We start from the raw sequence: 23,993 nt of genomic DNA, 5'->3' as shown, positions 1-23,993 counted from the left end.
TTAACCAGCCTCTCAACCCTAACGGGGATAAGCGGCGGCTTTGCTTCATGACCGCAGCGCGGCGGAGATGCCCCTTCTGATCGACTTCGCAACCGATCTCATCCGCGCTGGTGCAGGTGGGCTGTATCAGGCGACAGAATCTAGAAGGCGCCCGACAAGAGACGTGCCCATGCTGGAAATCGACTTTATGAACAGCGGTGCAATCTCAATCGAGCCATGAACGCCAATGTAGAGAAAATAAAATGGCGACCAACCCCGTTCCAGATCATGTCCCGCCCGAAATGGTGAGGGACTTCAGCCTGTTTACATCGCCAGGGATGCCACCAACACCCAACGGGGATCCACACGCAGCTGTCGCTTGCGTACATGACGGGCCTCCGATCTTTTACTCCCGCTACAACACGCAAGATGGCCGGGGTACCTGGGTCATCACCCGTGCCGCGGACCAGCGGAAGGTGCTGCAGGACGCAGAGACTTTTTCCAGCCATCGCAGCATCTTCTCCTCCATACTGGGTGAAAACTGGCCGACGATCCCGCTTGAGCTCGATCCACCGGCCCATGGCGTCTTTCGCTCACTGCTCAATCCGCTGCTTTCGCCAAAGCGGGTGAGGGTGTTGGAGCCGGCTGTCCGCGAGCAAGCGATCATGCTGATCGATAGAATTGTCGCATCGGGCACAAGCTGCGACGCGATGAAGGATTTTGCCTTTCCTTTCGCGGTGAGCACCTTTCTTCGCTTTCTGGGGTTGCCCGATGACCGACTCGATACATTCGTCGGCTGGGGGAAAGATCTGCTCCACGGCGACGATAAGGAACGACCTGTGGCTGCCCGGACGATCGTGGCATTCATCGACGAACTTGCAGCCATGCGCCGCCAGGAGGCGGTTGACGATTTCATGACCTTTATCGTGCAGGCACAGGTCGAGGGCCGCCGGCTGACGGACACCCAAGTCCGCGGAATCGGCGTGCTTGTCTTCGTCGCTGGGCTCGACACGGTCGCAGCAGCTATAGGCTTTGACTTGGCGTACCTCGCGCGCAACCTCAAAGATCAGCAATTGCTGCGGAGCGAACCGGACCGCATCCCGCTCGCAACCGAAGAATTGCTGCGGGCCTATCCGCCCATTCAGTTGATCCGCGTGGCTACGAAAGATATCGACTTCGAAGGCGCGCCGATCCGGAAGGGGGACTATGTTTCCTGCGCCACGATGATTGCCAATCGTGACCCGGCGGAATTCGAATGCCCCAACACGATCGATTTGGAGCGGGAGGACAACCGCCACGCCGCGTTTGGCTATGGTCCCCACCGTTGCCTTGGCTCACACCTTGCCCGGCGGGAGATTGTCATTGGGCTGGAGGAGTGGCTGGCGCGCATCCCGGCTTTCAGGATCAAGCAGGGTACGGCACCGATAACCTCGGGCGGCCATGTGTTCGGGATCGAAAATTTGATCCTGGACTGGTCTTAGGCCCGCCCCGAGTCGGGGCACAGACAATGGAGGCAGCGCCATGCGCATCATCGTCCAAAAGGCCAAATGCCAGGGTCACGCGCGATGTGCGGCGCAAGCGCCGGACATCTTCAAGCTTGATGACGAGGGCTACATCCTGCCTGGTGACGTTGAAGTTGCGGAAGGGGAGGAGCTGCCTGCATCGCGAGGCGCGCGATGCTGTCCTGAACGTGCGCTGGAACTCACCCGCTGACGCTTTGAATCAAACGTCATTCAACCGAGAGTCTGGCGGGCTTGAATGGGGCCGACCATGTGGCTCAGCACGCGACGTTTGTCCTGCACGGTCCACCTCCAACTCTGCGAGGGCATTTCCGGCGCCAGTGTTCCCCATCAGGCGCAAACGGCAGGGCGGGGGCTCGCGAAACGCCTCTTCCAATCACAGAATTTGCGACAGAGCCGATGGACCAGACGAAAATTGCCGAACAACTCGACCGCGAGGCGATCCGCGACTGCGTATACTCGAAGAACTGCCCGACCCATGTTGCGGCAGGCCGGGTCTCTGCATGATTTGATAGGACAAACCAGGAGAACGCACCATATTTGCCCAACATTATGCCCGGCTCAGCACCGGCCAGTGGCCGCAGATCGAGCTGGAGAGGAGGTTCGACCAGCATGTGCTTGCCTGTGTGCTTTCACGTGCGCTCGAGGAGATCGAGGCCGGCGAGGCGACGGCGACGGAGGCAACCGGACTTTCGCGCGCCGAGCTGCGCGATGTCCTGTCCCGCTGTTTCCCTGCTATTCCTATCAACGCGTTTGCCTTGAAAGAGGTGAGCGAGCCCGAGCCGGATCTGGAGGAAGAACTTCTGCATGGACTGCTGCTGGCGCATGCCCGACCTGGCGACCCGACGAGCGCCCGCTTCGCCAGGATCATCGCCCGGCGTGCCATGCGCAATGACCACCTCTGGCAGGACCTTGGCCTTTTTAATCGAACCGACCTCGGCCGCCTGCTCGCCTCGCATTTTCCGACGCTGGCGGCCGGCAACACCCAAAACATGAAATGGAAGAAATACTTTTACCGCAAGCTCTGCGAGGCCGAAGGTTTTTCGCTGTGCAGCGCGCCCAGTTGCCGGGAATGCAATGATTTCGAAAGCTGCTTCGGCCCGGAGGAAGGCGAAAGCCGCCTCACGCGGATCAAGAACGGCATCGCCTCGGATTGAGAGCCGCTTTCGTCAGTCGTACAGCCCCAGCGCTCGCGCCGCGCCATGTGTCTCTTGTCGAATGTCGACGGACGCCTTCGAGGATTTGAATGCTGTGCCTGCTGTCCGATTGCTCGCGATGCTCGCTTCGGCGGGCGCCGTCATCATGGCGGTGCAGGATGCGACCCGCACCACCGCCGCCGCGCAACTGGTGTTCTCCGGGCCGTTGCTGCTCGCCTGCCTCGCGGTTGCGGCGCCTGGGCGGCCGCGGTTCACCGCCGTCATTGTTCGCCCTAGTGCACAGTTTCGCCTCGCTCACCCATTGGGGCGGCCAGATTGTCTCCGGCGTGGCCATCAATTTCGTTGCTGCCGGCTCCGCCATCATTCTCGGCCAGGTTCCGGCAGGGCGCGCGCTGGGGTTCCTGGAAGCTTTTCGAACTTTCTGGATCACGCCTCAACCCGAATTGCGTGTGCTTGTTGGACAAATTAGGTCACTAGATTCGGATTTAGGATAGATTCAGGAGGCTTCGAATTTCTAACGCTCGCGACCTCGCAGGTCGTTCACGTCAGCACGAAGGCGTTTAACTCTACGTGTCTTATTGGCAGCTATGCGCCCAATCTCGGACGCTGGACTCGCCAACCCCGGATCCGGAAACCTGACGTTTTTTCAGTTCAGTCCGACGCACGAGCCATGCTGAACAGCAGCGCCTCTCGATCTGACGGGCGAGTCAGGCAGCCGTCGAAGCGGGCGGAGCCTGCCCGGCAGCAGCCTTTTTTGTAGCAGTCGCCGGCGGCTGGACCAATTCAGAAGGGCTAGTTTCGGCTAAGAGTTCAACTGCCTCAGTTGAGGCGGCCTCGCCCTTGAATAGGCTCGATATGGATGCGGCCACTTTGGTCTTGCTCGTCGTGTCAGGCTCGACAACCTCCTGCATGGGCAATCTGAGATTCGCTAGACTCTCCACAAACGCCTCGAAGTGAGGTATCGCCGCTGAAGGATCCTCGTCCAGGGCGAACTCGCGGCGGATGACCTGGATGCGGATGCGGACGTCGTCGGACTGCGGCGTGTCGTCGAGCTGGCTCTGGATCTCCTCGAGGATCTCGGCACCCTGCTCGCAAGTCCCGCTGCTCTTGTGATCGCGGATGAAGATCCTGTGATAGCGCATGATCATTGCCCCGAGGCGTTCGCGGTTCGCTTCCCGCTGTGCCTGCCGCCTCGCCTTGTTTACAGCCTTGAAGAGGCTGGACATGCGCTCGAGAAAGATGTCGATAGGCCCCTGGAGCTCACCCTTATCTCGCTCGATTGTCTCAACGACGGCGCGTGCGAAGCCGAGCTTCTCGATATGTCCGCTCTCTGCCTTGGCGACCGCCTGAATGGCGGCGAACATCGACTTGCCGGTTTCAATCTGGGCCTGAATGCTTTGCAGGGAGATGGTAGGAGCTTCCGTATCGCGAAACCGCGTGATCTCGCCGATGCACGCGTTCATCGCGGCGGTGGCGAGTTCAACGGGGATCAGGTCCTCAATCTCCTTCACCTCGACGCCGTCTGCGAGTTCAAGTGCTCCCAGCTGCAAGACATGTTGGCTGTCGATCAGGCGCTTCGCCTTCTTGTCCGTCCGCATATGGTTGGCCGCATCGTTGCCTGCGGGGTCAGAGTCGAGGAGGGCGACAACAGGCGGCTTGTCGGTATCCCGACCTCTGATCAGGTAGAGCATGTAAGGGATCTCGCTCGCCGATCCGCAGGGCACAATTACTAGATTGTTGAGGTCGAGGGTCTCGGCCGTTACGCCAGGCCGCCTCTGCCGCATGATTCGGGCGGCTCCGGCGAGAAGCACCTGCTCCGTGATCCCCTCGACGAGCAAGTTGACTGACCCCACGAAGGCCGTCTCGCCGACGAACGCACCGAAGGCAGAGCGAAGGGGCTCATAGTGGTTTCGCGAAACGTTTCGAACAACCCGGGTGCCATCATAGCCGCGCCCCTTCTCGAGCACTCGGATACGCTCGGCGTAGTTTTTGTCCAGCAGGAACGGCGAGTGCGTGACGTAGATCACCTGCACCGGTGGGCGGCCGTCCTGAGGGTCGGCAAGATCCTGGAGGACTTTCATGAGGTCCTGCTGAGCCTCGGCGGAGAGGTAGGTATCTGGTTCGTCCATTAGTAAGAGGCTTTCGCGCTCAGTCTGTGGACGGTGCGACTGGGCTTGGATGAGATATGAGAGGAAGTATTTGAGGCCGCTGCTGCGCTCGTCAAAGGTATACTCGGTCCCCGTACGGTCCCTGATCGTGAATACCAACTCGTGTTCGCGCGGTGTGACCTTCAGCGAGAAATCACGGTCCTGGACCCACCACTTTTTGAAGTTGAGGTAGCGCTCCAGTTGTTCGTTAATGGCTTCCACTAGCGCGTTGGCGTAGCCCTCCTTGCCGTCCGCGATCGCCTCCCGCAGATCCTTCAGCCTGGCCGGCTCGACGTTGCCGAGCTTCAAGAGCAAATCGCGCGCGAGAGCGAGCGACTTCTCCGCGCCATCTACGCGGCGAGCCTCGCGGAGGGCGTTCGCGATTGGTGACAGCGCCAGCCGTATATTGGGAGCGTTGGCGGCGAATATCTTATCATCTCCCAGCATCTCCGCGAAGCTGCCGGCGACTTCGAGCAGCGTTGTGCGCTGTCTGCGGTCGGAGATGCTGCTGGGCTGGGCGTCCCCATTCGCCAGCCAGTGCAGGGGGACCGCTGCGGGTAAGGCGACGTCCGGCATGATACGGAAGGGCTTCGGCAGGATGTCGGCGAGCGGTTGTGCCACTGAGGACGCCTCGACCACGTGCTTCTTCCACCCTTTATCGGGGTCTGGGATCCAAATGTCGAGCGCCTCGGGCGTCTCCCTGAACATCATGAAGCGGTCGAACTTTACATCTTTTGCGCCGGCGACGTTGGCGATCGCTTCCGCCTCATCCGACTCGACCATACTCCAACCGAGGCCAAGGTGCGGCCAGCAGGTCGCCTCCCGCTCCACGCTGAAGAAAGGCGAGTAGCGGCAGAGATCGCGCTGCTCGAAGCCAATCCCTGACACGGCCTTCTCGACCGCACTCAGAAGGTGACTCTTCCCAGATTCGTTCGCGCCGACGATGGTCGTAATCCGACTGTCGAACTCGACCTCAACGTAGGGATACCAGGCGTCACGAAACATTTCCCAATCGCCCTTGGGCTGGGCATGGGGCGTCGCCTTGCGGATATGGTCGAAGTTAAACGACTTGTAGAAGCGCGCATAGACGGTTGAAAGTCTCATGGTCAATCCATGTAAAGATGGTGTCAGCCGCAGTAATCTGCGAACGCCGGAAGCGCGAACGAATGGAGTACTTTGCATGCCTGAACCAAGCGCACAAGATAGGCCGCGCCATCGGCTAGGGAGCTTGAATCGTTTTCAACATCAATAATTGCAGATTCGTGGCCGAATATACGGCAGAGTCCGAGACGAGGCAGTTCTTCCAAGACGATCGCTGCCGAAGGAGCCTCCAGCGAACGGCGGCTACCCTAACGGTTGCTGCTGAAAGCTGCGGGTCACCGTCCGGCCCTAGGCCGAATGTCAGGAACGCGCCGCATCGCTGCCGTTGTGGTCGGGTAGCGGTGAGCGGCGAAAGGCCGTTCACAATACTGAGACTTGAACTGGCGACGACAGGCCACGGCAAACCAGACGAGATGTCCGGGTGACGGGGCCCGGCGTCAAAACCGCCTTCCGCGTCCCCCTCGGCGTCAATTCGCTCAAGGTAGTCAGAGAAGGATAGCGCGTCACGAGACCTCGCAGCAACTCGATCCGCTGGGCCTCCTCGAGATAGCGCGCGCTGCCCAACAAATTGCGTACATTCCATTTGTTGAAATCGAATTTTGTCCCGAGCATATCCAGCCCCACGAAGAAGGCCGTTGGTCGGTCCGACATCGGCAGCAACTCGACCCAAGCGAAAAGTGCGGGCAGCTCGTGGTCTCGTATCCATTTACGATCGCCATATTCGGCCATCACCGCTTCAAGCCCACTCAAGATTGTGTCGGCAGGAACAACGAGGCCACCAACGACCATGCGTTGCGCTAGCTCGCGCCTTTTAATGTTTCCAATCAGAATTTCATTGAACTCTGCGGCTCGATCGCCATGAGGCATGAGGACGGCACATCCAACAAACCGCGCGACGCGTACCAGGTCATTAGGGGAACCTTCCTCCTTGACTGTGTGGGCAGCCGCTATGAGAACTTCGGCAATATCGCGCGTCTGGGCTCGGTCTCTGGAGCGGTTTGTAGCAGCGCGCGCAAAGTGGGGCCAATTGCCGAACTTGCCCTCCGGCATCGGCTCGTGCCGCTGCTGCCAGATCACTTGCAGCCCGACGGCAGCTTCGGCACCAAACTCCCGGTCAAGGAGGCAACGTTTTAAAACGGCCTCGGCGTCTTCGGTGCCAATGGTCGTAAGTACGACGCGGTACTCGTGGACATGCGAGATCCGCATTTCGTCCAGGGCGTGTCCGTTGGACTTGTTGGCCGCAAACGCAACCTTGGCAGCATGAACGCCTGCCAGATCGGCTCCGAGCATATCGTCCAGAATCGGCCCTTGACTGGCGTCAGGAACCCGCCGCATTGCCCAAGTAAGCCGTGCCATGTGATGGCGCGAAGCTGATTGAGCGATGAGCTGCCGCCCCTTGCATCGACGAGACCATCTCGCACCGTCGGTAGTCTTTAGCCGAAACAGAGTGCGGTCAGCCGGCGCGTGCGGCCTTTGTGCGATTACGTCCACCTGCCGCTCTTTTAACGCTACGCACGGAGACGGCTTTGGGAGCCACGACGTCGCCGAGCCGCTCTATACGGAGGGGCGCGCGCGAGGGAAGGCGAACGACGAGTTCGAGTTGCCCCCCGATCGCCTCGACGTAGCTTTTAAGAGTAGACAAGTACATGTCGGCTTGTTTCTCGATCTTCGAGACCGAAGGCTGCTTGATCTTGAGGACCGAAGCGATTTCGGCCTGGGCCTTTCCAGCGGCACGCCGCAAATCGCCGAGACTCTCGACTTCTCCCCTTAACTCTTCGAAACGCGCGTCGACCCGCTCCCGACGATCCTCGGGGAGCGCAGCGATTAGGTCATCAAGCTTGCGTCCCATCACTTCTTCTCCTTCTTCGCCGCCGCCAAACGGTCGAGATGCCCTTGATAGCGCTTGTCCGCCTTGGCGATCAGACTTTTATAGAAGCGCTTCTCACTCACGCCCGACTTATCGCCGGCGACGAGCAGGATCGCCTTCCGCTTCCGATCGAATGCGAACGCAACCCGCCAGACACCATCATCAGCGTCGAAGCGAAGTTCTTTCATGTTCGCGAACGACGAGTCATTCAAGGTATCCGCATGCGGTCGCCCCAGCTGGGGCCCGAACACACCGAGCAGCTTAGCCGAAGCCAATAGCTCATCTTGGACTGTCTGGGGCAACGCCTCGAACTCCCCATCGAACTCATCGCCAAAAACGACTTCCCAAGTCATATATAGCTCCTAGGCTATGTAGTCAACATCATCAAGCTGCCGAACGATAGTCTGCGGCCGAAACAAGGTACGCGCGGTCGACGATAATCCGGCCGCCGTTGACACGACTGGCAATTCGCGACCTGTCTGCGCTATCGAGCGGCATCGTCACCGGCGTTCTGACGGGCATGGCCGGCGCGTATCTGTCGCTTGCCCAGAATCCCGGCTTGTCGTGAAGGATATGACCGCCAGCAAGGGTTCCATCGCGCCGGCAGCGCTCACCGTCGCCAAATATGGAAACCGGTGCCGGCGAGGTTCGCGTGTCTGGCGGGGAAGGTCCCTGGCCCGGAGGTGAAGCCGGCGAGGCGTTTGCGCTGGTCCATGCGTAATCGTGCGGAGGACCGCGCCGCGCCGCGCTGTGCATCGCATCTCTCGTCCCGCTGCGCTGCTGAGGCCTCTTCTGTCAGGCGGTCTAGGTTTCGCGCTTCGGGCCGAGCAGGAACACTGTCAGGGCGGCGGCGAACGTGGCAACAGCACTGTAGGCAATGGCACTGGCAATCCCGGCATTGTCCACCAATACTCCGCCGAAAATCGCGCCGGCTGCGATTGCCACTTGGAATGCTACGACCATCAGCACACCGGCGCTTTCGGCCTGCTCGGGAACGGCCCGCCGCACCATCCACGTCTGTAATCCCACCGGCACCGCGCCGAAGGCAAAGCCCCACGCTGCAACCGCAATCGCCGAGGCGAAGGCCGATGCTCCCGTCGTCAGCAGCGAAACAGCGGCTATCGCTATGAGCAGCGGTGCAAGGGCCGCGACTGCCTTGAGACTGTACTCCGCTAGAAGCCCGCCGGCCAAATTGCCGAAGAATCCGCCGATGCCAAAAGCAAGCAACACAAGCGAGATCGTCTCGACGTCAAGCGCGGGAATCTTCTCGAGGAAGGCGCGGATATAAGTGATTCCGGCGAAGTGGCCGGAAGCGACCAGCAGGACGACCACAAGCGCGACCTTGACCATCGGAATCTTAGCCACATCCATCAGGCTGCGGAAGCTAGCCACTCCAATCGGAGGCAGTCTCGGAATGGTTATGAGTTGCACCAGCAGTGTAGCCGCGCCGCCGACTGCGGCGAGCATGAAGGCGCTTCGCCATCCCCAGATATCGCCGACATAAGCGCCGATTGGAGCTGCGCAAACGGTAGCCACGGAAACGCCGGTGAGGATGATCGACATAGCGCGCGGCAGGAGGTGGCTTGGAACGAGCCGCATCGCCAGTGTTGCCGACATCGACCAGAAGCCTCCGAGCGCTATGCCGAGCACGACGCGTGCAGTCAGGAGAACCGCCAGCGACCACGCGCCGGCCGCCAGAACGTCCGACAGGATCAGCAGCAGCGTCATCGCCCACATGACGATCCTGCGGTCCAGGCGCTTTGTGATGATGGCCACCGTCGGCGCCGAGATCGCCCCGACGATAGCGGTCGCCGTCATCGCTTGTCCAGCCGCTCCCTCGGTGATACCGAGATCATGTGCGAGCGGCGTGAGCAGGCTAACAGGCAGAAACTCTGCCGTGACCAGCCCGAAGGTGCCCAAGGAAAGCGAAATGACCGCACCCCATGCGGGACCAGACGGTGGGACGGGCTTTTCTGGGTCGTGCAGAACAGCGTCCATGACGCCTGCTGCGGATTGGGTCATGAACGAAGTCTCCACTTTGATGCAATGCAACGTGATGTTGGCTGCCTTGACCCAAATCTAAAAACACAAGCGCATTTCCCGGCGGCGTTGCACGGAGGAGGGGATGTTCATTGCTTCGCGATATTTTGTGACGGTGCGGCGCGCAACATCGATGCCGGTTTCCTTCAGCCGGACAGCGATGTCCTCATCGGAAAGCACGTCGCCGGGAGATTCTGCGGCAATGATCGCTTTGATCCGATGCCGGACAGCTTCGGCGGAGTGCGCATCGCCGCCTTGGCAGGACGCGATCGCAACGGTGAAAAAATACTTCAGTTCAAAGACTCCGCGCGGGGTAAGCATGTACTTGTTCGAGGTCACCCGGCTTACCGTCGACTCGTGCACGCCGATCGCGTCAGCGACGGTTCTAAGATTGAGAGGCCGCAGGTGGGCGACGCCATGTTCCAAAAAGGCATCCTGCTGACGCACGATTTCAGCCGCAACCTTAACAATGGTCTTGGCGCGCTGATCGAGGCTGCGGATTAGCCAGTTCGCGCTTTGCAAGCATTCGTCGAGAAATGCTTGATCTTTCGAATTTTGGGCAGTTTGACGCGAGACTTCGGCATAGTAGCTTTGGTTGATCAGCAGCTTTGGCAGCGTGGCGGGATCAAGTTCGATCTGCCACCCGCCTTGCGGTGAGGGCGTGACCCAGACATCGGGTATGATTGATTCAGACGCACCGGATTGGAATCGGTTCCCAGGCTTGGGATCGAGCGCCCGAATCTCATGCATCATGTCGAGAAGGTCTTCTTCATCGACGCCGCAATGCTGCTTCAGTGCCTCAAAATCCCGTCGCGCAAGCTTTTCAAGATGGGCAACCAAAGCTGCCATTGCCGGGTCGAGCCGGTTTCGCTGGCGCAACTGGATCTCGAGGCATTCTCTGAGACTTCGCGCAAAAACTCCCGGTGGATCAAATTGCTGCAAGGTTCCGAGAACCCGTTCCACAACAGCCTCACGGACATTCAGGCTCTCGGCCAGCTCCAAAAGGTTTGCCCGAATATAGCCAGTGTCTTCCAGATCGGCGGCAAGCTGGCCAGCGATCAGCCGCTCCTGTGGTGTGAACGCAGTGAGGGCGATCTGACGAGCGACATGGTCGTGCAATGTTTCGGCGAGGGTGGCAAACTCGTCGAGGGAAGGGCCATTGCCCGGCGGGTTGTTGGTCGTGTTGCCAAGTGATTTCCATTGCCCGAGCCGTTCAGGCGACCCTGCCCCGGTCGGTCCTTCAACGGCGTTTGCGCCAGGGCCGACAGGCTGATCCGCTCCCGAAATCGAAACATCGCCAAAAGGCCCGCCATCGTTTGACGCAGATTCCAAGAGCGGGTTCTTCTCGATTTCCCGCTCCACGAACTGATGCAGTTCAGTATGCGCCAGTTGCAGCAAGCGAATCGACTCAATGAGTTGAGGCGATGCGACCATGGATTGCTTCTGGCGCTGAAGCAGGCTTGCTGAGGATTGCATGGTGAGCGCGATAATCCTGTCGAGGGAGCCTCTTGGGGCGGGCAATGGCACCAGTGAGACGTTTTCTAGGTCATGCGGCGGCTTTCAGCGTTTCGAGAACGTTTTGCGGGGATGAGACGCCATAGGGGTCGGCCTCGCAGTTGTCGGAGAAACCTTCCTCCTCAAACCACTGCTCCACCACGCCATTGTTGATCAGGGCGGCGTAGCGCCAGGAGCGCATCCCGAAGCCGAGATTGTCCTTGGCGACCAGCATGCCCATCTTGCGTGTGAACTCGCCTGAGCCATCGGGGATGAGCTCGACCTTCTGCAGGCCCAAGGACTTCCCCCACGCATTCATGACGAAGGCATCGTTGACGGAGACGCAGTAAATCGCGTCAATTCCCTCCTTCTCAAACTCATCATAGAGCTCTTCGAAATTGGGCAGTTGGTAGGTCGAGCAGGTCGGAGTGAAGGCGCCAGGCAGCGAGAACAGGATGACGCGCTTGCCGGCAAAGTAGTCGTCAGATGTCTTTTCTTCCCAGCGATATGGATTTGGGCCCTGGACTGACTCATCGCGAACACGCGTGAGAAAGGTGACGAAGGGAACCTTCTTTTGAACGGTCATCAACTTGCTCCTCAGGAAAAAACTGGCGCGCCGGATTCTGGCAGAGGCTGGCGCAATACCGAGCAAAGGCTCGTATGCCGGGCATGAAATGAGGCCCTCGCGGCTCGCACCCTCCTTTTTCCATCCCGATGTAGGGGAACGTCTTGGCTGCTGGTCTTCGTCACCCGAACGCCATCGATCTGAGCAAGTGGAGGCTGTCGAGCCGCTGGGGCAATCTTTCCACGGCTATGGCGCCGGAAGCGGCATCCATCGCTCGCGCTCGTGCCCGGGACAAAGTGATAGCGGGCCCGAAGTAGCCAATATCGAACGCGTGTGGAGGCCTCAAATGTGACTTCACGCAAGAGACCCGCGTTACTGAGCTGGTTCGGCGTATTGTCGAAGTTTGCCAGTGACCCGCCGACCTTGGCTTCGGTGGCTCTTTGATGGGGCTGTTGGGCACTCACATGCTGATCAGAACCGGTAGACGGCAATTGCGCGAGCGCCATGTGTTGGCGTGCCGGCATCGGACCAGCCGTGCGCAAAGCGGCTACCGAGGAGGGACCTCCGAAGGAGATGATGTACCGATGTTCAGCGGGAACAGGCACCGTCTCCTCAGGCCACGGTCTAGAGCTTCGCGTGTCGGGCATGGCGCAAGTCGCTTTCATCGTGTTTTGATGGGCTCTGACCAGGAGCAGCAAGCGGCGTGCCATTTCAAATAGAGATGCTTTTGGAGCGATCCTTTTTCTTGGGAGGACCGTGTCTTCAAGACCGGGCGCGCCCTATAACCGCCTCGTCAGCACGCTCGACAAGGGTGCTGTATGGTGCGGATATGCGGCGCTTCCGCACCGGCTGGACAAAGACGAACCGAAAGCCGAGCCGATGCCCTACCTCACACCGGCGAGCACTGCAGCGATTTCGTAGCGTCTGCCGCAAACGTGTTCTTGCGTGCGCAGGCTCGGCTTTCGCGAACATGCGCCGTCGCAGCAACCATGAGCGCGCGCTTCGGCAAGCGCCTGACTCCGTGAGGATCGAATTCCCCAATCGTGTCTATTTGCCACCCTCTTATGTTCGAAACTGGACCAGAATGTCGCAAGCCCGACCTAAAGGTCGCCGAGGCGTACTATCCGACACGGTTCTGTCCCCTTTGTTGGCCCGCGACACCGGCCTATTTCGCCGAGCTCTTGTCTGGCCTCAGGCTAACCCGGTGAAAAGCAACCACAATTTTTTTCTTCTGCTGGGTCGGCCAAATTGGCACGAGTTTTGAAGCTCCTTCGTTGCGGGCCGGGAGCTGCCGACCGACCTTCCTTTCGTGGATGGCACCGCGATCGATGGAACGAAGAAAGAAAAGCAAAATGTCAAATCCGCATCAGATAGCATTCTATGGGAAGGGGGCCTCGGCGAAACCGCCCCCTACCAAACAGGCTCGCCGCCCTTGTCGACCCTTGCGCAGGAAATCTTGATGGCCGGCTGCGACTCAAAGGCCCGCCACACTCGCCTTAATCCTGAACTCGAAGGCGCAGGATAACGTTCTGCGTCTCGCCCCGCGGTATGCCTAGGCAGTTACACGTTGGCCGACCTTGATAATCGAATCGGGCTACGCTGCGGAGGACGTCGTCTACATGCCTTCCTAAGCCATTCGCTGCCCGCAGCGCCTGCCGGTCACCTCCCGCCCTTCCATCGCTTAGAGATCAAGTGCCACCATGTCCGAACAACCCTTGCCGACGCTGCCGATGTGGCGCGTCGATCACATCGAGCCCTCGCCCGAGATGTTGGCGCAACGCGCCAACGGTCCGATCCACCGCGTGCGCTTCCCGTCCGGGCACGAAGGCTGGTGGGTGACAGGCTACGATGAAGCCAAGGCGGTGCTGTCCGACGCGGCGTTCCGGCCCTCGGGAATGCCGCCGGCGACATTCACCCCGGATTCGGTGATTCTCGGATCGCCGGGGTGGTTGGTCTCGCACGAGGGGGGCGAGCATGCCCGGTTACGCACGATCGTGGCGCCGGCCTTCAGCAACCGCAGGGTGAAGCTGCTCGCGCAGCAAGTCGAGGTGATCGCCGCGCAGTTGTTCGAGACACTGGCGGCCCAGCCCCAGCCCGCCGACCTGCGGCGCCACCTCTCCTTTCCACTTCCGGCCATGGTCATCAGCGCGCTGATGGGCGTGCTCTACGAGGATCACGCCTTTTTCGCCGGGCTGTCCGACGAGGTGATGACGCACCAGCATGAAAGCGGCCCGCGCAGCGCGTCGCGTTTGGCCTGGGAAGAACTGCGCGCCTACATTCGCGGCAAGATGCGGGACAAGCGCCAGGATCCTGGCGACAACCTGCTGACGGATCTGCTCGCGGCGGTCGACCAGGGCAAGGCGACCGAGGAAGAGGCGATCGGCCTGGCGACGGGCATGCTGGTGGCGGGGCACGAGAGCACCGTCGCGCAGATCGAATTCGGCCTGCTGGCCATGTTCCGCCATCCGCAACAGCGCGAACGCCTGGTCGGCGATCCATCCCTGGTGGACAAGGCGGTGGAGGAAATCCTGCGCATGTACCCGCCGGGCGCGGGCTGGGACGGCATCATGCGCTATCCGAGGACCGACGTGACCATCGCGGGCGTGGATATTCCTGCGGAGAGCAAGGTGCTTGTCGGCCTGCCGGCGACGTCGTTCGATGCGCGCCATTTCGACGACCCGGAAATCTTCGACATCGGACGCGACGAAAACCCGCACCTGGCGTTCTCCCATGGGCCGCACTACTGCATCGGCGCGGCGCTGGCCAGGCTGGAACTCAAGGTGGTGTTCGGTTCGATCTTCCAGCGCTTTCCCGCGCTGCGCCTGGCCGTGGCGCCCGAAGAACTGAAGTTGCGCAAGGAGATCATCACTGGCGGGTTCGAGGAATTCCCGGTGCTCTGGTGATGCGCGGACGCCGCCGGGAATCGCGATCTTCTCCGCAATTTGCCGGCGCGCCTGGCGCGCGCCGGTCAGATCAGCCAGCCAACAGGTAACCAAGATGGACGTGCAAGAAACCACGGCAGCATGCCGGGACGCCTTCGCCGAACTGGCGTCGCGAGCGTGCATCCACGACCCGTATCCGTTCATGCGGTGGTTGCGCGAGCACGATCCGGTGCATCGCGCGGCGTCGGGCCTCTTTCTGTTGAGCCGCCACGCCGACATCTACTGGGCGCTCAAGGCCACGGGCGATGCTTTTCGGGGACCGGCACCAGGCGAACTGGCGCGCTATTTCCCGCGTGCGGCGACCAGCCTGTCGCTAAGTTTGCTGGCGTCCACTTTAGCGATGAAGGAACCTCCAACGCATACGCGTCTGCGCCGGCTGATCTCGCGCGATTTCACCATCGGCCAGATCGACAAGCTGAGGCCGACCATCGCTGGCATTGTCGCAGCGCGCCTGGACGGCATGGCGCCCGCACTGGAGCGCGGGGAGGCAGTGGACCTGCATCGGGAATTCGCGCTGGCCTTGCCCATGCTTGTTTTCGGCGAACTGTTCGGCATGCCCCCGGACGACATTCTCGGGCTCGTCACCGGCATCAGCGCCATTCTGGAAGGCCTGAGCCCGCACGCCAGCGATCCCCAACTCGCTGCGGGGGACGTGGCCAGCGCCAGGGTGCAGGCCTACTTCGGCGACCTCATACAGCGCAAGCGCACCGATTCCCGCCACGACATCGTGTCAATGCTGGTCGGCGCACACGACGACGATGCCGAGATGCTGTCGGATGCGGAATTGATCAGCATGCTCTGGGGCATGCTGCTGGGCGGCTTCGCCACCACTGCCGCGGCCATCGGCCATGCGGTCCTGGCGATGCTGGCGTATCCCGAACAGCGGCACTGGCTGAAGGGAGATGCCGTGGGGGTGAAGGCATTCGTCGAAGAAGCCCTGCGCTACGACGCGCCCGCCATGTTCAGCTCCATTCCACGTATCGCCCAGCGCGACATCGAACTGGGCGGCGTGGTGATCCCGAAGAACGCGGACGTGCGCGTGCTGATCGCGGCCGGCAATCGCGACCCGGACGCCTTCGCCGATCCCGACCGCTTCGATCCCGTGCGGTTCTACGGCACCAGTCCTGGCATGTCGATCGACGGGAAGATCATGCTGACCTTCGGCCATGGCATCCACTTCTGCCTTGGTGCGCAACTGGCGCGGGTGCAGTTGGCCGAGAGCCTGCCGCGGATCCAGGCGCGCTTCCCCACGCTGGCATTGGCCGAGCAGCCGACCCGGGAGCCCTCCGCGTTCCTTAGGACGTTCCGCGCGCTGCCGGTGCGGCTGCATGGGCAGGAGGGCTGAGATGCGCGTCGTGGTCGATCAGGATCTGTGCGGAACGACCGGGCAGTGCGTGCTGACGCTGCCGGGCGCCTTTCGCCAGCGCGAACCGGACGGGGTGGCCGAAGTGTGCGTGGCGACGGTCCCGCAGGCGCTGCACGCCGCCGTGCGGCTTGCGGCCAACCAGTGCCCGGTCGCCGCCATTCGGGTCATCGAAAGCGACGCTGGCCATGACGAGCGCGCCAGCGCCGACCCTGCGCCTTCTCCGGCGGAGGCCGAGCGGCATGCTGCGAAAGACCAATGCAATTCAGGAGACACGATGGGACGGTTTGAAGGCAAGGTGGCCGTGGTGACCGGCGCCGGCGCCGGCATCGGGAAGGCATGCGCTCTCGCCATCGCGCGCGGGGGCGGCAGAGTGGTGGTGGCCGACATTGATGGCTCGGCTACCATCGCCTGCACCGCGCAGATCGCGGCCGAAGCAGGCCATGCGCTGCCCATAGCCATGGATATCGCCGATGAGCAGGCCGTGGCAGCGCTGTTCGAGACGGCGGAGCGGCACTTCGGGGGGGTCGACCTGCTGGTGAACAATGCGAGCGCCATGCATCTGACCCCGCGCGACCGCGCGATCCTCGACCTGGACCTGGCAGTCTGGGACCAGACCATGGCGACCAATCTGCGCGGCACGCTGCTCTGCTGCCGGCAGGCCATCCCACGGATGATCGCCCGCGGCGGTGGCGCGATCGTCAACATGTCGTCGTGCCAGGGGCTCAGCGGTGACACGGCGCAGACGTCCTACGCCGCGTCGAAGGCGGCGATGAACATGCTCTCGGCTTCGCTCGCCACCCAATACGGTCATGCGCAGATCCGCTGCAACGCCGTTGCGCCGGGTCTCGTCATGACCGAGCGTCTCCTCGCCAAGCTGGACGAGTGCATGCAACGGCATCTGCGCCGGCACCAGCTCCTGCAGCGCGTCGGCCGCCCCGAGGACGTGGCCGCGCTCGTGGCGTTCCTGCTCTCCGACGATGCTGCGTTCATCACCGGCCAGGTCGTGTGCATCGACGGCGGCATGCTGGCGCATGTGCCGACATACGCCGACGGTGGCAACAGCTGCGCCGCGCCCCCTGCCGGCGCCACCGAATCGGCGGCGGCGGCGCGCTGCTGATGGACATGCTGCTCAACCCACTCAACCGTCGGCACCGGCTGCGATGCGACATCCCGGTCATGCCTGGCGCTTTCCCCCTGGTCGGGCATCTTCCCGCCATTGTCTGCGACCTGCCGCGCCTGCTGCAGCGCGCAGAACGGACGCTGGGCAGCCACTTCTGGCTGGATTTCGGCCCTGCCGGACACCTGATGACCTGCGTGGATCCGGAAGCGTTCGCACTGCTCCGGCACAAGGACGTGTCCTCGGCGCTGATCGAAGAGATCGCGCCCGAATTGCTTGGCGGAACGTTGGTTGCCCAGGACGGCGGCGCGCACCGGCAGGCGCGCGATGCGATCAAGGCGGCGTTCCTGCCCAAGGGGCTGACCCAGGCCGGCATCGGCGACCTGTTCGCGCCCGTCATCCGGGCGCGGGTGCAGGCGTGGCGGGACCGCGGCGAGGCAACCATCCTGCGCGAAACCGGCGACCTGATGCTCAAGCTCATCTTCAGCCTCATGGGCATCCCCGCGCAGGACCTGCCGGGATGGCATCGCAAGTACCGGCAACTGCTGCAGTTGATCGTCGCGCCCCCGGTCGACCTGCCCGGACTGCCCTTGCGGCGCGGCCGCGCCGCCCGCGACTGGATCGACGCGCAGTTGCGCCAGTTCGTTCGCGACGCGCGCGCGCATGCTGCGCGCACCGGGTTGATCAACGACATGGTGAGCGTCTTCGACCGCAGCGACGATAGGCTCTCCGATGACGTCCTGGTCGCCAATATCCGCTTGCTGCTGCTTGCCGGTCACGACACCACTGCCTCGACGATGGCCTGGATGGTGATCGAGCTGGCGCGGCAGCCTGTGCTGTGGGACGCCCTGGTCGAGGAGGCGCAACGCGTGGGCGCGGTGCCGACCCGGCACGCGGACCTGGCGCAGTGTCCGGTCGCCGAGGCGCTGTTCCGCGAGACGCTGCGCCTGCATCCGGCGACCACGCTCCTGCCGCGTCGCGCGCTGCAGGAATTGCAACTCGGCCAACGGCGCATTCCCGCGGGCACCCATCTGTGCATCCCGCTGCTGCATTTCTCGACCTCGGCGCTGCTGCACGAGGCGCCTGATCAGTTCCGCCTGGCGCGGTGGCTGCATCGCACGGAGCCGATCCGGCCGGTGGACATGCTGCAGTTCGGTACCGGCCCACACGTCTGCATCGGCTACCACCTGGTATGGCTGGAAATGGTGCAGTTCTGCATCGCCTTGGCGCTGACCATGCACCAGGCCGGGGTGCGGCCGCGGTTGCTGAGCGGCGTCGAAAGAGGCCGGCGCTATTACCCGACCGCACATCCTTCCATGACAATCCGCATCGGATTCTCATGAGCTGGCATCGCATGGTGTGGCGGGCAGCGGCGCCGGCGACGCGCGGCATTGCTGCACTCAGCGCGCGCGCTCGGTGCGACGCCGGCAACACCGCGGCGGCTCGGCGCTCGCCATGGCCGTGTCAGGTACAAGGACATGAACAACATGCAAACCGGTTCCACGCTACACGACGACCGAACTGGCGTTTCCGCGCTCGGCGGATTGGGCGCGCAGGCGCGCGGCGCATCCGGCAGGCTGCTGCCGGAGATCTGGATGCAGGACGGCGCAAAGCGGGTCGAACAGGCGCTGGCGCGTCTTCTCTGCGCCAAAGACGACGGTGAGACCGAGCTGATGGCGGCGATGCGCTACGCCACCTTGCATGGCGGGAAGCGCACCCGCGCCTTGCTCTGTCTGGCTGCCGGCGCACTGGCCGACACGCCGGCGCACATGCTCGACGACGTCGGCGCCGCCATTGAGATGATGCACGCCTGTACCCTGGTCCACGACGACCTGCCCGCGATGGACGACGACGTGCTTCGCCGCGGCCTTCCGACCGTGCACGTCAAGTTCGGCGAAGCCACTGCGATCCTGGTCGGCGATGCGCTGCAGGCGCACGCCTTCCTGACCCTGGCGAGCCTGGATGCGCCGGGCGACAACCGTATCGCGCTCGTGCGCGAACTGGCGCAGGCCGTGTCCGCCGAGGGTGCCGCAGGCGGGCAGGCCATGGATCTGTCGCTGGTCGGAAAGCACGCCGAGCTGGACAGGATCTTGGCGATGCACCGGATGAAGAGCGGAGCGCTAGTGCGCGCGTCCGTTCGCATGGGCGCGCTATGCTCCATCGCGGAGGATGCCGCGCACGCTACGCTGTACTGTGCGCTCGATCGCTACACCGCCTGTTTCGGGCTGGCGTTGCAGGTGGTCGACGACATTCTCGACGCGACAGCGGATACTGCGACGCTGGGCAAGACCCCCGGCAAGGACGCGGCGGCGCAGAAGCCGACCTGCGCGTCGATCATGGGGCTGCAGGCAGCGCGCCAGTTCGCGCTGGATTTGTTGCGCGACGCCGCGGAGGCCATCGCCCCGCTGGGGCCGCGTGCGGAACGGTTGGCGCAGATGCTGCAGCGGGCCAACGTGTATCTGTCCGCGCCATACGCATGAGCGCGCCTGTCCGCATAGACTCGCCCCTGTGCTGCTGCGATCGGCCGGCGGGCGGTGCATGCTGCTCTTTGTCCGAGTCCGCGGCGCCGATCGCAGCGATTGCCCGATCCTGGTCCTCGTCAACCGTCTGCAGAAGGAACATCCCGCGTGAACGCGCTGTCCCAACAGATCCTTTCCGAATTGCGCCACCTGCTGAGCGAGATGAGCGACGGCGGCAGCGTCGGTCCGTCCGTCTACGACACGGCGCGAGCTCTGCAGTTCCACGGCAACGTCTCCGGTCGGCAGGACGCATACGCGTGGCTCATCGCGCAGCAACAGGCCGATGGCGGATGGGGAAGTGCGGACTTCCCGCTGTTCCGCCATGCGCCCACGTGGGCGGCGTTGCTGGCATTGCAGCGTGCCGATCCGCTTCCCGGCGCTGCCGACGCAGTCCAGGCTGCAACCCGGTTCCTCGAGCGCCAGCCCGATCCCTACGCGCATGCGGTGCCGGAAGACGCGCCGATCGGCGCGGAGCTGATCCTGCCGCAGTTGTGCGGCGAGGCCGCATCCTTGCTGGGCGGCGTGGCGTTTCCGCGCCACCCGGCGCTGTTGCCGTTGCGGCAAGCGTGCCTGGTCAAGCTGGGGGCGGTGGCGACGTTGCCGAGCGGCCATCCGTTGCTGCACTCCTGGGAAGCCTGGGGGACGTCGCCGACCACCGCGTGCCCGGATGACGACGGCAGCATCGGCATCAGTCCGGCGGCCACCGCCGCGTGGCGTGCGCACGCCGTGACACCGGGGAGCACGCCGCAGGTCGGGCGCGCCGACGCGTATCTGCAGGCGGCATCGCGGGCGACGCGCAGCGGCATCGAAGGTGTCTTTCCCAACGTCTGGCCGATCAATGTATTCGAGCCATGCTGGTCGCTGTACACCCTGCATCTGGCCGGTCTGTTCGCGCATCCCGCGCTCGCGGAGGCGGTGCTAGTGATCGTCGCGCAGCTCGACGCGCGCCTGGGCGAGCGCGGTCTGGGCCCGGCCTTGCACTTCGCGGCCGATGCGGACGACACCGCCGTTGCGTTATGCGTCCTGCGCCTTGCAGGCCGCGACCCATCGGTCGATGCGTTGCGCCATTTCGAAATCGGCGAGCTGTTCGTCACCTTCCCCGGCGAGCGCAATGCCTCGGTGTCGACCAACATCCATGCCCTGCATGCGTTGCGGATGTTGGGAAAGCCCGCGGCCGGCACCAGCGCCTACGTCGAGGCCAATCGCAACCCGGACGGTCTATGGGACAACGAAAAATGGCACGTTTCGTGGCTGTATCCCACCGCGCATGCGGTCGCTGCGCTGGCGCAAGGCAAGCACCAGTGGCGCGACGAGCGCGCGCTGGCGGCGCTGCTGCAGGCGCAGCGCGAGGACGGCGGCTGGGGCGCCGGTCGCGCGTCCACATTCGAGGAAACCGCCTATGCACTGTTCGCGTTGCACGTGATGGACGGGAGCGAAGAGCCGACAGGGCGCCGGCGCATCGCGCAGGCGGTGGCGCGTGCGCTGGAGTGGATGCTCGCCCGCCATGCGGCGCATGCATTGCCGCAGACGCCGCTGTGGATCGGCAAGGAACTGTATTGCCCCACCCGGGTCGTGCGCGTGGCCGAACTCGCTGGGTTGTGGCTGGCGCTTCGTTGGGGGCGGCGCGTCCTGGCCGAGGGAGCAGGAGCGGCGCCATGATCCAGAACGCACGCGCGCTGCAGCAGGTGCTGGAGTGGGGGCATTCGCTGACCGGGTTCGCCGACGAGCATGCCGTGGAAGCGGTCAGGGGCGGCCAGTACATCCTGCAGCGCATCCACCCGAGCCTGCGCGACACCAGCGCCCGCACCGGCCGCGATCCGCAGGACGAAACGCTGATCGTGGCGTTCTATCGCGAACTGGCGCTGCTGTTCTGGCTCGACGATTGCAACGACCTTGGCCTGATCGCGCCGGAGCAGCTCGCCGCGGTGGAGCAGGCGCTGGGGCAGGGCGTGCCGTGCGCGCTCCCCGGATTCGAGGGCTGCGCTGTGCTGCGCGCTTCGCTGGCCGCGCTCGCCTACGATCGTCGCGACTATGCTCAGCTTCTCGACGATACCCGGTGCTACTGCGCGGCGCTGCGCGCCGGACACGCGCAGGCGGCAGGGGCGGAACGCTGGTCCTACGCCGAGTACCTGCACAACGGCATCGATTCGATCGCCTACACGAACGTGTTCTGTTGCCTGTCGTTGCTGTGGGGGCTGGACATGGCGACCTTGCGCGCGCGTCCGGCGTTTCGCCAGGTCCTGCGGCTCATCTCCGCGATAGGGCGCCTGCAGAACGATCTCCATGGACGCGAAAAGGACAGGTCGGCCGGCGAGGGAGACAACGCGGCGATCCTGCTGCTGCAGCGCTATCCGGCTATGCCTGTGGTGGAGTTCCTCAAGGACGAGCTGGCCGGCCATATGCGCATGCTGCACGGGGTGATGGCGCAACAACGCTTTCCCCCGCCGTGGGCACCGTTGATCGAGGCCATGGCGGCCATCCGCGCGCAGTACTACCAGACCTCGACTAGCCGCTACCGCAGCGACGCTGCGGGGGGAGGCCAGCGTGCGCCGGCCTGAACGCGCGGGAGGCGGGGGCGTGCGCGCGCTGCCGTCGGTCCGATCCGACGCAATGCCGCCGCCCGATGCGACGGACGGAGTGAGCGTGAGCGACACCGCCCTGAGCCGGCGCAAGGACGACCATCTGGACATCGTGCTGGATCGGCGAACGGCGTCGGCCACGGTCGCCGCCGGCTGGGAGTACATCCGTTTCGAACACTGCGCATTGCCCGAGTTGGACCTGACGCAGATCGACCTGCGCGCCTCGCTGCTGGGCAAGACCATGCGCGCGCCGCTGCTGATCAGCTCAATGACCGGCGGCATGCCACGCGCCGAGGCCATTAACCGGCATCTGGGCGAGGCAGCGCAAGCCTTGGGGATAGCCATGTGCGTCGGTTCGCAGCGCGTGAGCCTGCAATCCCGCAACTCCCAGGGGCTGACGCGCGCGCTGCGCCGCCTGGCGCCAGACATTCCATTGCTTGCCAATATCGGCGCCGCGCAACTGCGCGAGGCTGACGGCCTGGACCTTGCGCGCCGGGCGGTGGATGCGCTGGAGGCCGACGGACTCATCGTCCATCTCAATCCGCTGCAGGAAGCGGTACAGCCGGAGGGCGACCGCGACTGGCGCGGCGTCCTGGCGCAGATCGCTCGCGCCGCGCGCAGCGTGGGCGTGCCGATCGTGGCCAAGGAAGTGGGGTCGGGCCTGTCCGCCTCGGTGGCCTGTGCGCTCGTTCAGGCGGGCGTGGCGGTGATCGATGTCGCCGGCGCCGGCGGCACCAGCTGGGCCGCGGTGGAGGGCGAGCGGGCCCGCGATGCCGCCGACCGTGCAGTGGCGATGGCGTTCGCCGGTTGGGGCATTCCGACCCCGGCCAGCGTGCAGGCGGTACGTAGGGCGCTGCCAGCGGTGAAGCTGATCGCGTCGGGCGGGGTCCGCGACGGCGTCGACGTGGCCAAGGCTATCCGCCTGGGCGCGGATATCGCCGGGCAGGCGGCCGGCGTGCTGCGCGCGGCTACGCTATCCACCGAGGCGGTTGTCGCGCATTTCGAGATCGTCATCCGCCAGTTGGCCGTCGCCTGCTTCTGCACCGGCTCGGCTGATCTGGCGGCGTTGCGTCAGGCGCGCTTGTTGCCCTCGGCGCATCTGCCCGCCGGTTGATGCCGGCGTCGCCCGCACGTGGCGGCGGGCGCCTAGAACTGGAGAAGCGAAAAAGTGCGCTACGACATCATCATCATCGGTGGAGCCATCGTCGGCTCGTCGGTGGCCTATTACCTGCGCGAGGAAGGGTTTTCGGGCTCGATTGCACTTGTCGAGCGCGACCCGCAATTTTCTCATGCGGCGACCACACTGTCCTGCGCCTCCATCCGCCAGCAGTTCTCGATCCCGGAAAACATCCGTCTGTCGCAGTTCACGCTGAAACTGTTCCGGCGGCTCAGGGAAGAGTTTTTGGCGCGGATGCCGATATCGGCTTTCGCGAAGGCGGTTATCTCATCCTTGCCGGCGAAAACGGGCTGCCTATCCTGCAGGCCAACCACGAGGCGCAGATGGCCGAGGGCGCGGACATCGTGCTCGAGGATGCCGAGGCGCTTGTTCGTCGGTTTCCGTGGCTATCGGCCGAGGGTATCACTGCCGGGGCCTACGGCC

21 protein-coding genes and 3 pseudogenes are annotated in these 23,993 nt (G+C 63.5%); 16 read left to right on the top strand and 8 right to left on the bottom strand.

Annotated elements, in window-relative coordinates; genetic code table 11:
• The first annotated feature begins 242 nt into the window (after positions 1-242).
• The 4 genes and pseudogenes from NKG95_RS16545 to NKG95_RS16530 form a co-directional block, all read left to right on the top strand.
• A complete protein-coding gene (locus NKG95_RS16545; RefSeq protein ID WP_352905166.1) occupies positions 243-1,460 on the top strand; it encodes a cytochrome P450 in 1,218 nt (405 codons plus the stop codon).
• 40 nt (positions 1,461-1,500) lie between these two features.
• Positions 1,501-1,692, top strand: a complete 192-nt coding sequence (locus tag NKG95_RS16540; RefSeq protein ID WP_353041532.1) for a ferredoxin — start codon at positions 1,501-1,503, stop codon at positions 1,690-1,692.
• A gap of 343 nt (positions 1,693-2,035) precedes the next feature.
• Positions 2,036-2,656: a nitrogen fixation protein NifQ gene (locus tag NKG95_RS16535; protein ID WP_502912409.1), complete on the top strand. Its 621-nt coding sequence runs from the start codon at positions 2,036-2,038 to the stop codon at positions 2,654-2,656.
• A gap of 266 nt (positions 2,657-2,922) precedes the next feature.
• Positions 2,923-3,030: pseudogene (locus tag NKG95_RS16530) on the top strand (ABC transporter permease); the annotation flags it as partial.
• Between the two features lie 333 nt (positions 3,031-3,363).
• On the opposite strand, the gene NKG95_RS16525 reads toward NKG95_RS16530, so the two are convergent.
• From NKG95_RS16525 to NKG95_RS16490, 8 genes are all read right to left on the bottom strand, one after another.
• Positions 3,364-5,907, bottom strand: a complete 2,544-nt coding sequence (locus tag NKG95_RS16525) for an AAA family ATPase (RefSeq protein WP_353041530.1) — start codon at positions 5,905-5,907, stop codon at positions 3,364-3,366.
• A 115-nt stretch (positions 5,908-6,022) separates the two neighbouring features.
• Positions 6,023-6,376, bottom strand: a complete 354-nt coding sequence (locus NKG95_RS34295; RefSeq protein ID WP_502900099.1) for a hypothetical protein — start codon at positions 6,374-6,376, stop codon at positions 6,023-6,025.
• Positions 6,265-7,194: a hypothetical protein gene (locus tag NKG95_RS16520; protein WP_353041528.1), complete on the bottom strand. Its 930-nt coding sequence runs from the start codon at positions 7,192-7,194 to the stop codon at positions 6,265-6,267. Before NKG95_RS16520 ends, NKG95_RS34295 begins: the two co-directional genes overlap by 112 nt.
• 163 nt (positions 7,195-7,357) lie before the next feature.
• Complete coding sequence (locus tag NKG95_RS16515; RefSeq protein ID WP_023801991.1) at positions 7,358-7,753, bottom strand: XRE family transcriptional regulator; 396 nt, start codon at positions 7,751-7,753, stop codon at positions 7,358-7,360.
• Complete coding sequence (locus tag NKG95_RS16510) at positions 7,753-8,124, bottom strand: type II toxin-antitoxin system RelE/ParE family toxin (RefSeq protein WP_352554126.1); 372 nt, start codon at positions 8,122-8,124, stop codon at positions 7,753-7,755. Before NKG95_RS16510 ends, NKG95_RS16515 begins: the two co-directional genes overlap by 1 nt.
• A gap of 451 nt (positions 8,125-8,575) precedes the next feature.
• The gene (locus NKG95_RS16500; protein WP_353041526.1) at positions 8,576-9,793 is read right to left on the bottom strand and encodes an MFS transporter; all 1,218 of its coding nucleotides are present in this window, start codon (positions 9,791-9,793) and stop codon (positions 8,576-8,578) included.
• A gap of 57 nt (positions 9,794-9,850) precedes the next feature.
• Positions 9,851-11,287 carry an RNA polymerase factor sigma-54 gene (gene rpoN, locus NKG95_RS16495; RefSeq protein ID WP_353041524.1) on the bottom strand — a complete coding sequence of 479 codons (1,437 nt, stop codon included), beginning with the start codon at positions 11,285-11,287 and terminating at the stop codon, positions 9,851-9,853.
• Between the two features lie 70 nt (positions 11,288-11,357).
• Complete coding sequence (locus NKG95_RS16490) at positions 11,358-11,891, bottom strand: peroxiredoxin (protein WP_352466644.1); 534 nt, start codon at positions 11,889-11,891, stop codon at positions 11,358-11,360.
• Positions 11,892-12,626: 735 nt separating this feature from the next.
• Here NKG95_RS16490 and NKG95_RS16485 point away from each other — a divergent pair.
• From NKG95_RS16485 to NKG95_RS16430, 12 genes and pseudogenes are all read left to right on the top strand, one after another.
• Positions 12,627-12,791: a hypothetical protein gene (locus NKG95_RS16485; RefSeq protein ID WP_352565982.1), complete on the top strand. Its 165-nt coding sequence runs from the start codon at positions 12,627-12,629 to the stop codon at positions 12,789-12,791.
• A gap of 388 nt (positions 12,792-13,179) precedes the next feature.
• Positions 13,180-13,395: a hypothetical protein gene (locus NKG95_RS16480; RefSeq protein WP_353041522.1), complete on the top strand. Its 216-nt coding sequence runs from the start codon at positions 13,180-13,182 to the stop codon at positions 13,393-13,395.
• Positions 13,396-13,570: 175 nt separating this feature from the next.
• Positions 13,571-14,773 (top strand): cytochrome P450, encoded by a 1,203-nt coding sequence (locus NKG95_RS16475; RefSeq protein WP_352509199.1) that lies wholly within the window; start codon positions 13,571-13,573, stop codon positions 14,771-14,773.
• A gap of 94 nt (positions 14,774-14,867) precedes the next feature.
• Entirely contained in the window at positions 14,868-16,157 is a 1,290-nt protein-coding gene (locus tag NKG95_RS16470) for a cytochrome P450 (RefSeq protein ID WP_353041520.1), read from the top strand.
• A pseudogene (locus NKG95_RS16465) lies at positions 16,141-16,284 on the top strand (ferredoxin); the annotation flags it as partial. The gene NKG95_RS16470 and the pseudogene NKG95_RS16465, both read left to right, overlap by 17 nt.
• A 168-nt stretch (positions 16,285-16,452) precedes the next feature.
• Positions 16,453-17,295: an SDR family oxidoreductase gene (locus NKG95_RS16460; protein WP_353041650.1), complete on the top strand. Its 843-nt coding sequence runs from the start codon at positions 16,453-16,455 to the stop codon at positions 17,293-17,295.
• The gene (locus tag NKG95_RS16455; protein ID WP_353041518.1) at positions 17,295-18,638 is read left to right on the top strand and encodes a cytochrome P450; all 1,344 of its coding nucleotides are present in this window, start codon (positions 17,295-17,297) and stop codon (positions 18,636-18,638) included. Before NKG95_RS16460 ends, NKG95_RS16455 begins: the two co-directional genes overlap by 1 nt.
• 144 nt (positions 18,639-18,782) lie before the next feature.
• Positions 18,783-19,775 carry a polyprenyl synthetase family protein gene (locus tag NKG95_RS16450; protein ID WP_353041648.1) on the top strand — a complete coding sequence of 331 codons (993 nt, stop codon included), beginning with the start codon at positions 18,783-18,785 and terminating at the stop codon, positions 19,773-19,775.
• A gap of 147 nt (positions 19,776-19,922) precedes the next feature.
• Complete coding sequence (locus NKG95_RS16445) at positions 19,923-21,473, top strand: hypothetical protein (RefSeq protein WP_353041516.1); 1,551 nt, start codon at positions 19,923-19,925, stop codon at positions 21,471-21,473.
• Entirely contained in the window at positions 21,470-22,372 is a 903-nt protein-coding gene (locus NKG95_RS16440) for a terpene synthase family protein (RefSeq protein ID WP_353041514.1), read from the top strand. The genes NKG95_RS16445 and NKG95_RS16440 overlap by 4 nt, the downstream gene beginning before the upstream one ends.
• A 79-nt stretch (positions 22,373-22,451) precedes the next feature.
• Positions 22,452-23,507, top strand: coding sequence for a type 2 isopentenyl-diphosphate Delta-isomerase (gene fni / locus NKG95_RS16435; RefSeq protein WP_353041646.1), 1,056 nt, complete (start codon positions 22,452-22,454; stop codon positions 23,505-23,507).
• A 54-nt stretch (positions 23,508-23,561) separates the two neighbouring features.
• Positions 23,562-23,993 (top strand): annotated as a pseudogene (locus tag NKG95_RS16430) (FAD-dependent oxidoreductase); the annotation flags it as partial.

It is taken from the genome of Mesorhizobium sp. M1423 (assembly GCF_040317575.1).
Classification (GTDB): domain Bacteria; phylum Pseudomonadota; class Alphaproteobacteria; order Rhizobiales; family Rhizobiaceae; genus Mesorhizobium.
This window is presented reverse-complemented; position numbering and strand designations above follow the sequence as displayed.

Bases quoted from the DNA above. Each gene is read 5' to 3' on its own strand.
- NKG95_RS16545 (WP_352905166.1), top strand. From the start codon at position 243: ATGGCGACCAACCCCGTTCCAGATCATGTCCCGCCCGAAATGGTGAGG.
- NKG95_RS16540 (WP_353041532.1), top strand. From the start codon at position 1,501: ATGCGCATCATCGTCCAAAAGGCCAAATGCCAGGGTCACGCGCGATGT.
- NKG95_RS16525 (WP_353041530.1), bottom strand. From the start codon at position 5,907: ATGAGACTTTCAACCGTCTATGCGCGCTTCTACAAGTCGTTTAACTTC.
- NKG95_RS16520 (WP_353041528.1), bottom strand. From the start codon at position 7,194: ATGCTCGGAGCCGATCTGGCAGGCGTTCATGCTGCCAAGGTTGCGTTT.
- NKG95_RS16515 (WP_023801991.1), bottom strand. From the start codon at position 7,753: ATGGGACGCAAGCTTGATGACCTAATCGCTGCGCTCCCCGAGGATCGT.
- NKG95_RS16510 (WP_352554126.1), bottom strand. From the start codon at position 8,124: ATGACTTGGGAAGTCGTTTTTGGCGATGAGTTCGATGGGGAGTTCGAG.
- NKG95_RS16500 (WP_353041526.1), bottom strand. From the start codon at position 9,793: ATGACCCAATCCGCAGCAGGCGTCATGGACGCTGTTCTGCACGACCCA.
- rpoN (WP_353041524.1), bottom strand. From the start codon at position 11,287: ATGCAATCCTCAGCAAGCCTGCTTCAGCGCCAGAAGCAATCCATGGTC.
- NKG95_RS16490 (WP_352466644.1), bottom strand. From the start codon at position 11,891: ATGACCGTTCAAAAGAAGGTTCCCTTCGTCACCTTTCTCACGCGTGTT.
- NKG95_RS16475 (WP_352509199.1), top strand. From the start codon at position 13,571: ATGTCCGAACAACCCTTGCCGACGCTGCCGATGTGGCGCGTCGATCAC.
- NKG95_RS16470 (WP_353041520.1), top strand. From the start codon at position 14,868: ATGGACGTGCAAGAAACCACGGCAGCATGCCGGGACGCCTTCGCCGAA.
- NKG95_RS16460 (WP_353041650.1), top strand. From the start codon at position 16,453: ATGGGACGGTTTGAAGGCAAGGTGGCCGTGGTGACCGGCGCCGGCGCC.
- NKG95_RS16455 (WP_353041518.1), top strand. From the start codon at position 17,295: ATGGACATGCTGCTCAACCCACTCAACCGTCGGCACCGGCTGCGATGC.
- NKG95_RS16450 (WP_353041648.1), top strand. From the start codon at position 18,783: ATGCAAACCGGTTCCACGCTACACGACGACCGAACTGGCGTTTCCGCG.
- NKG95_RS16440 (WP_353041514.1), top strand. From the start codon at position 21,470: ATGATCCAGAACGCACGCGCGCTGCAGCAGGTGCTGGAGTGGGGGCAT.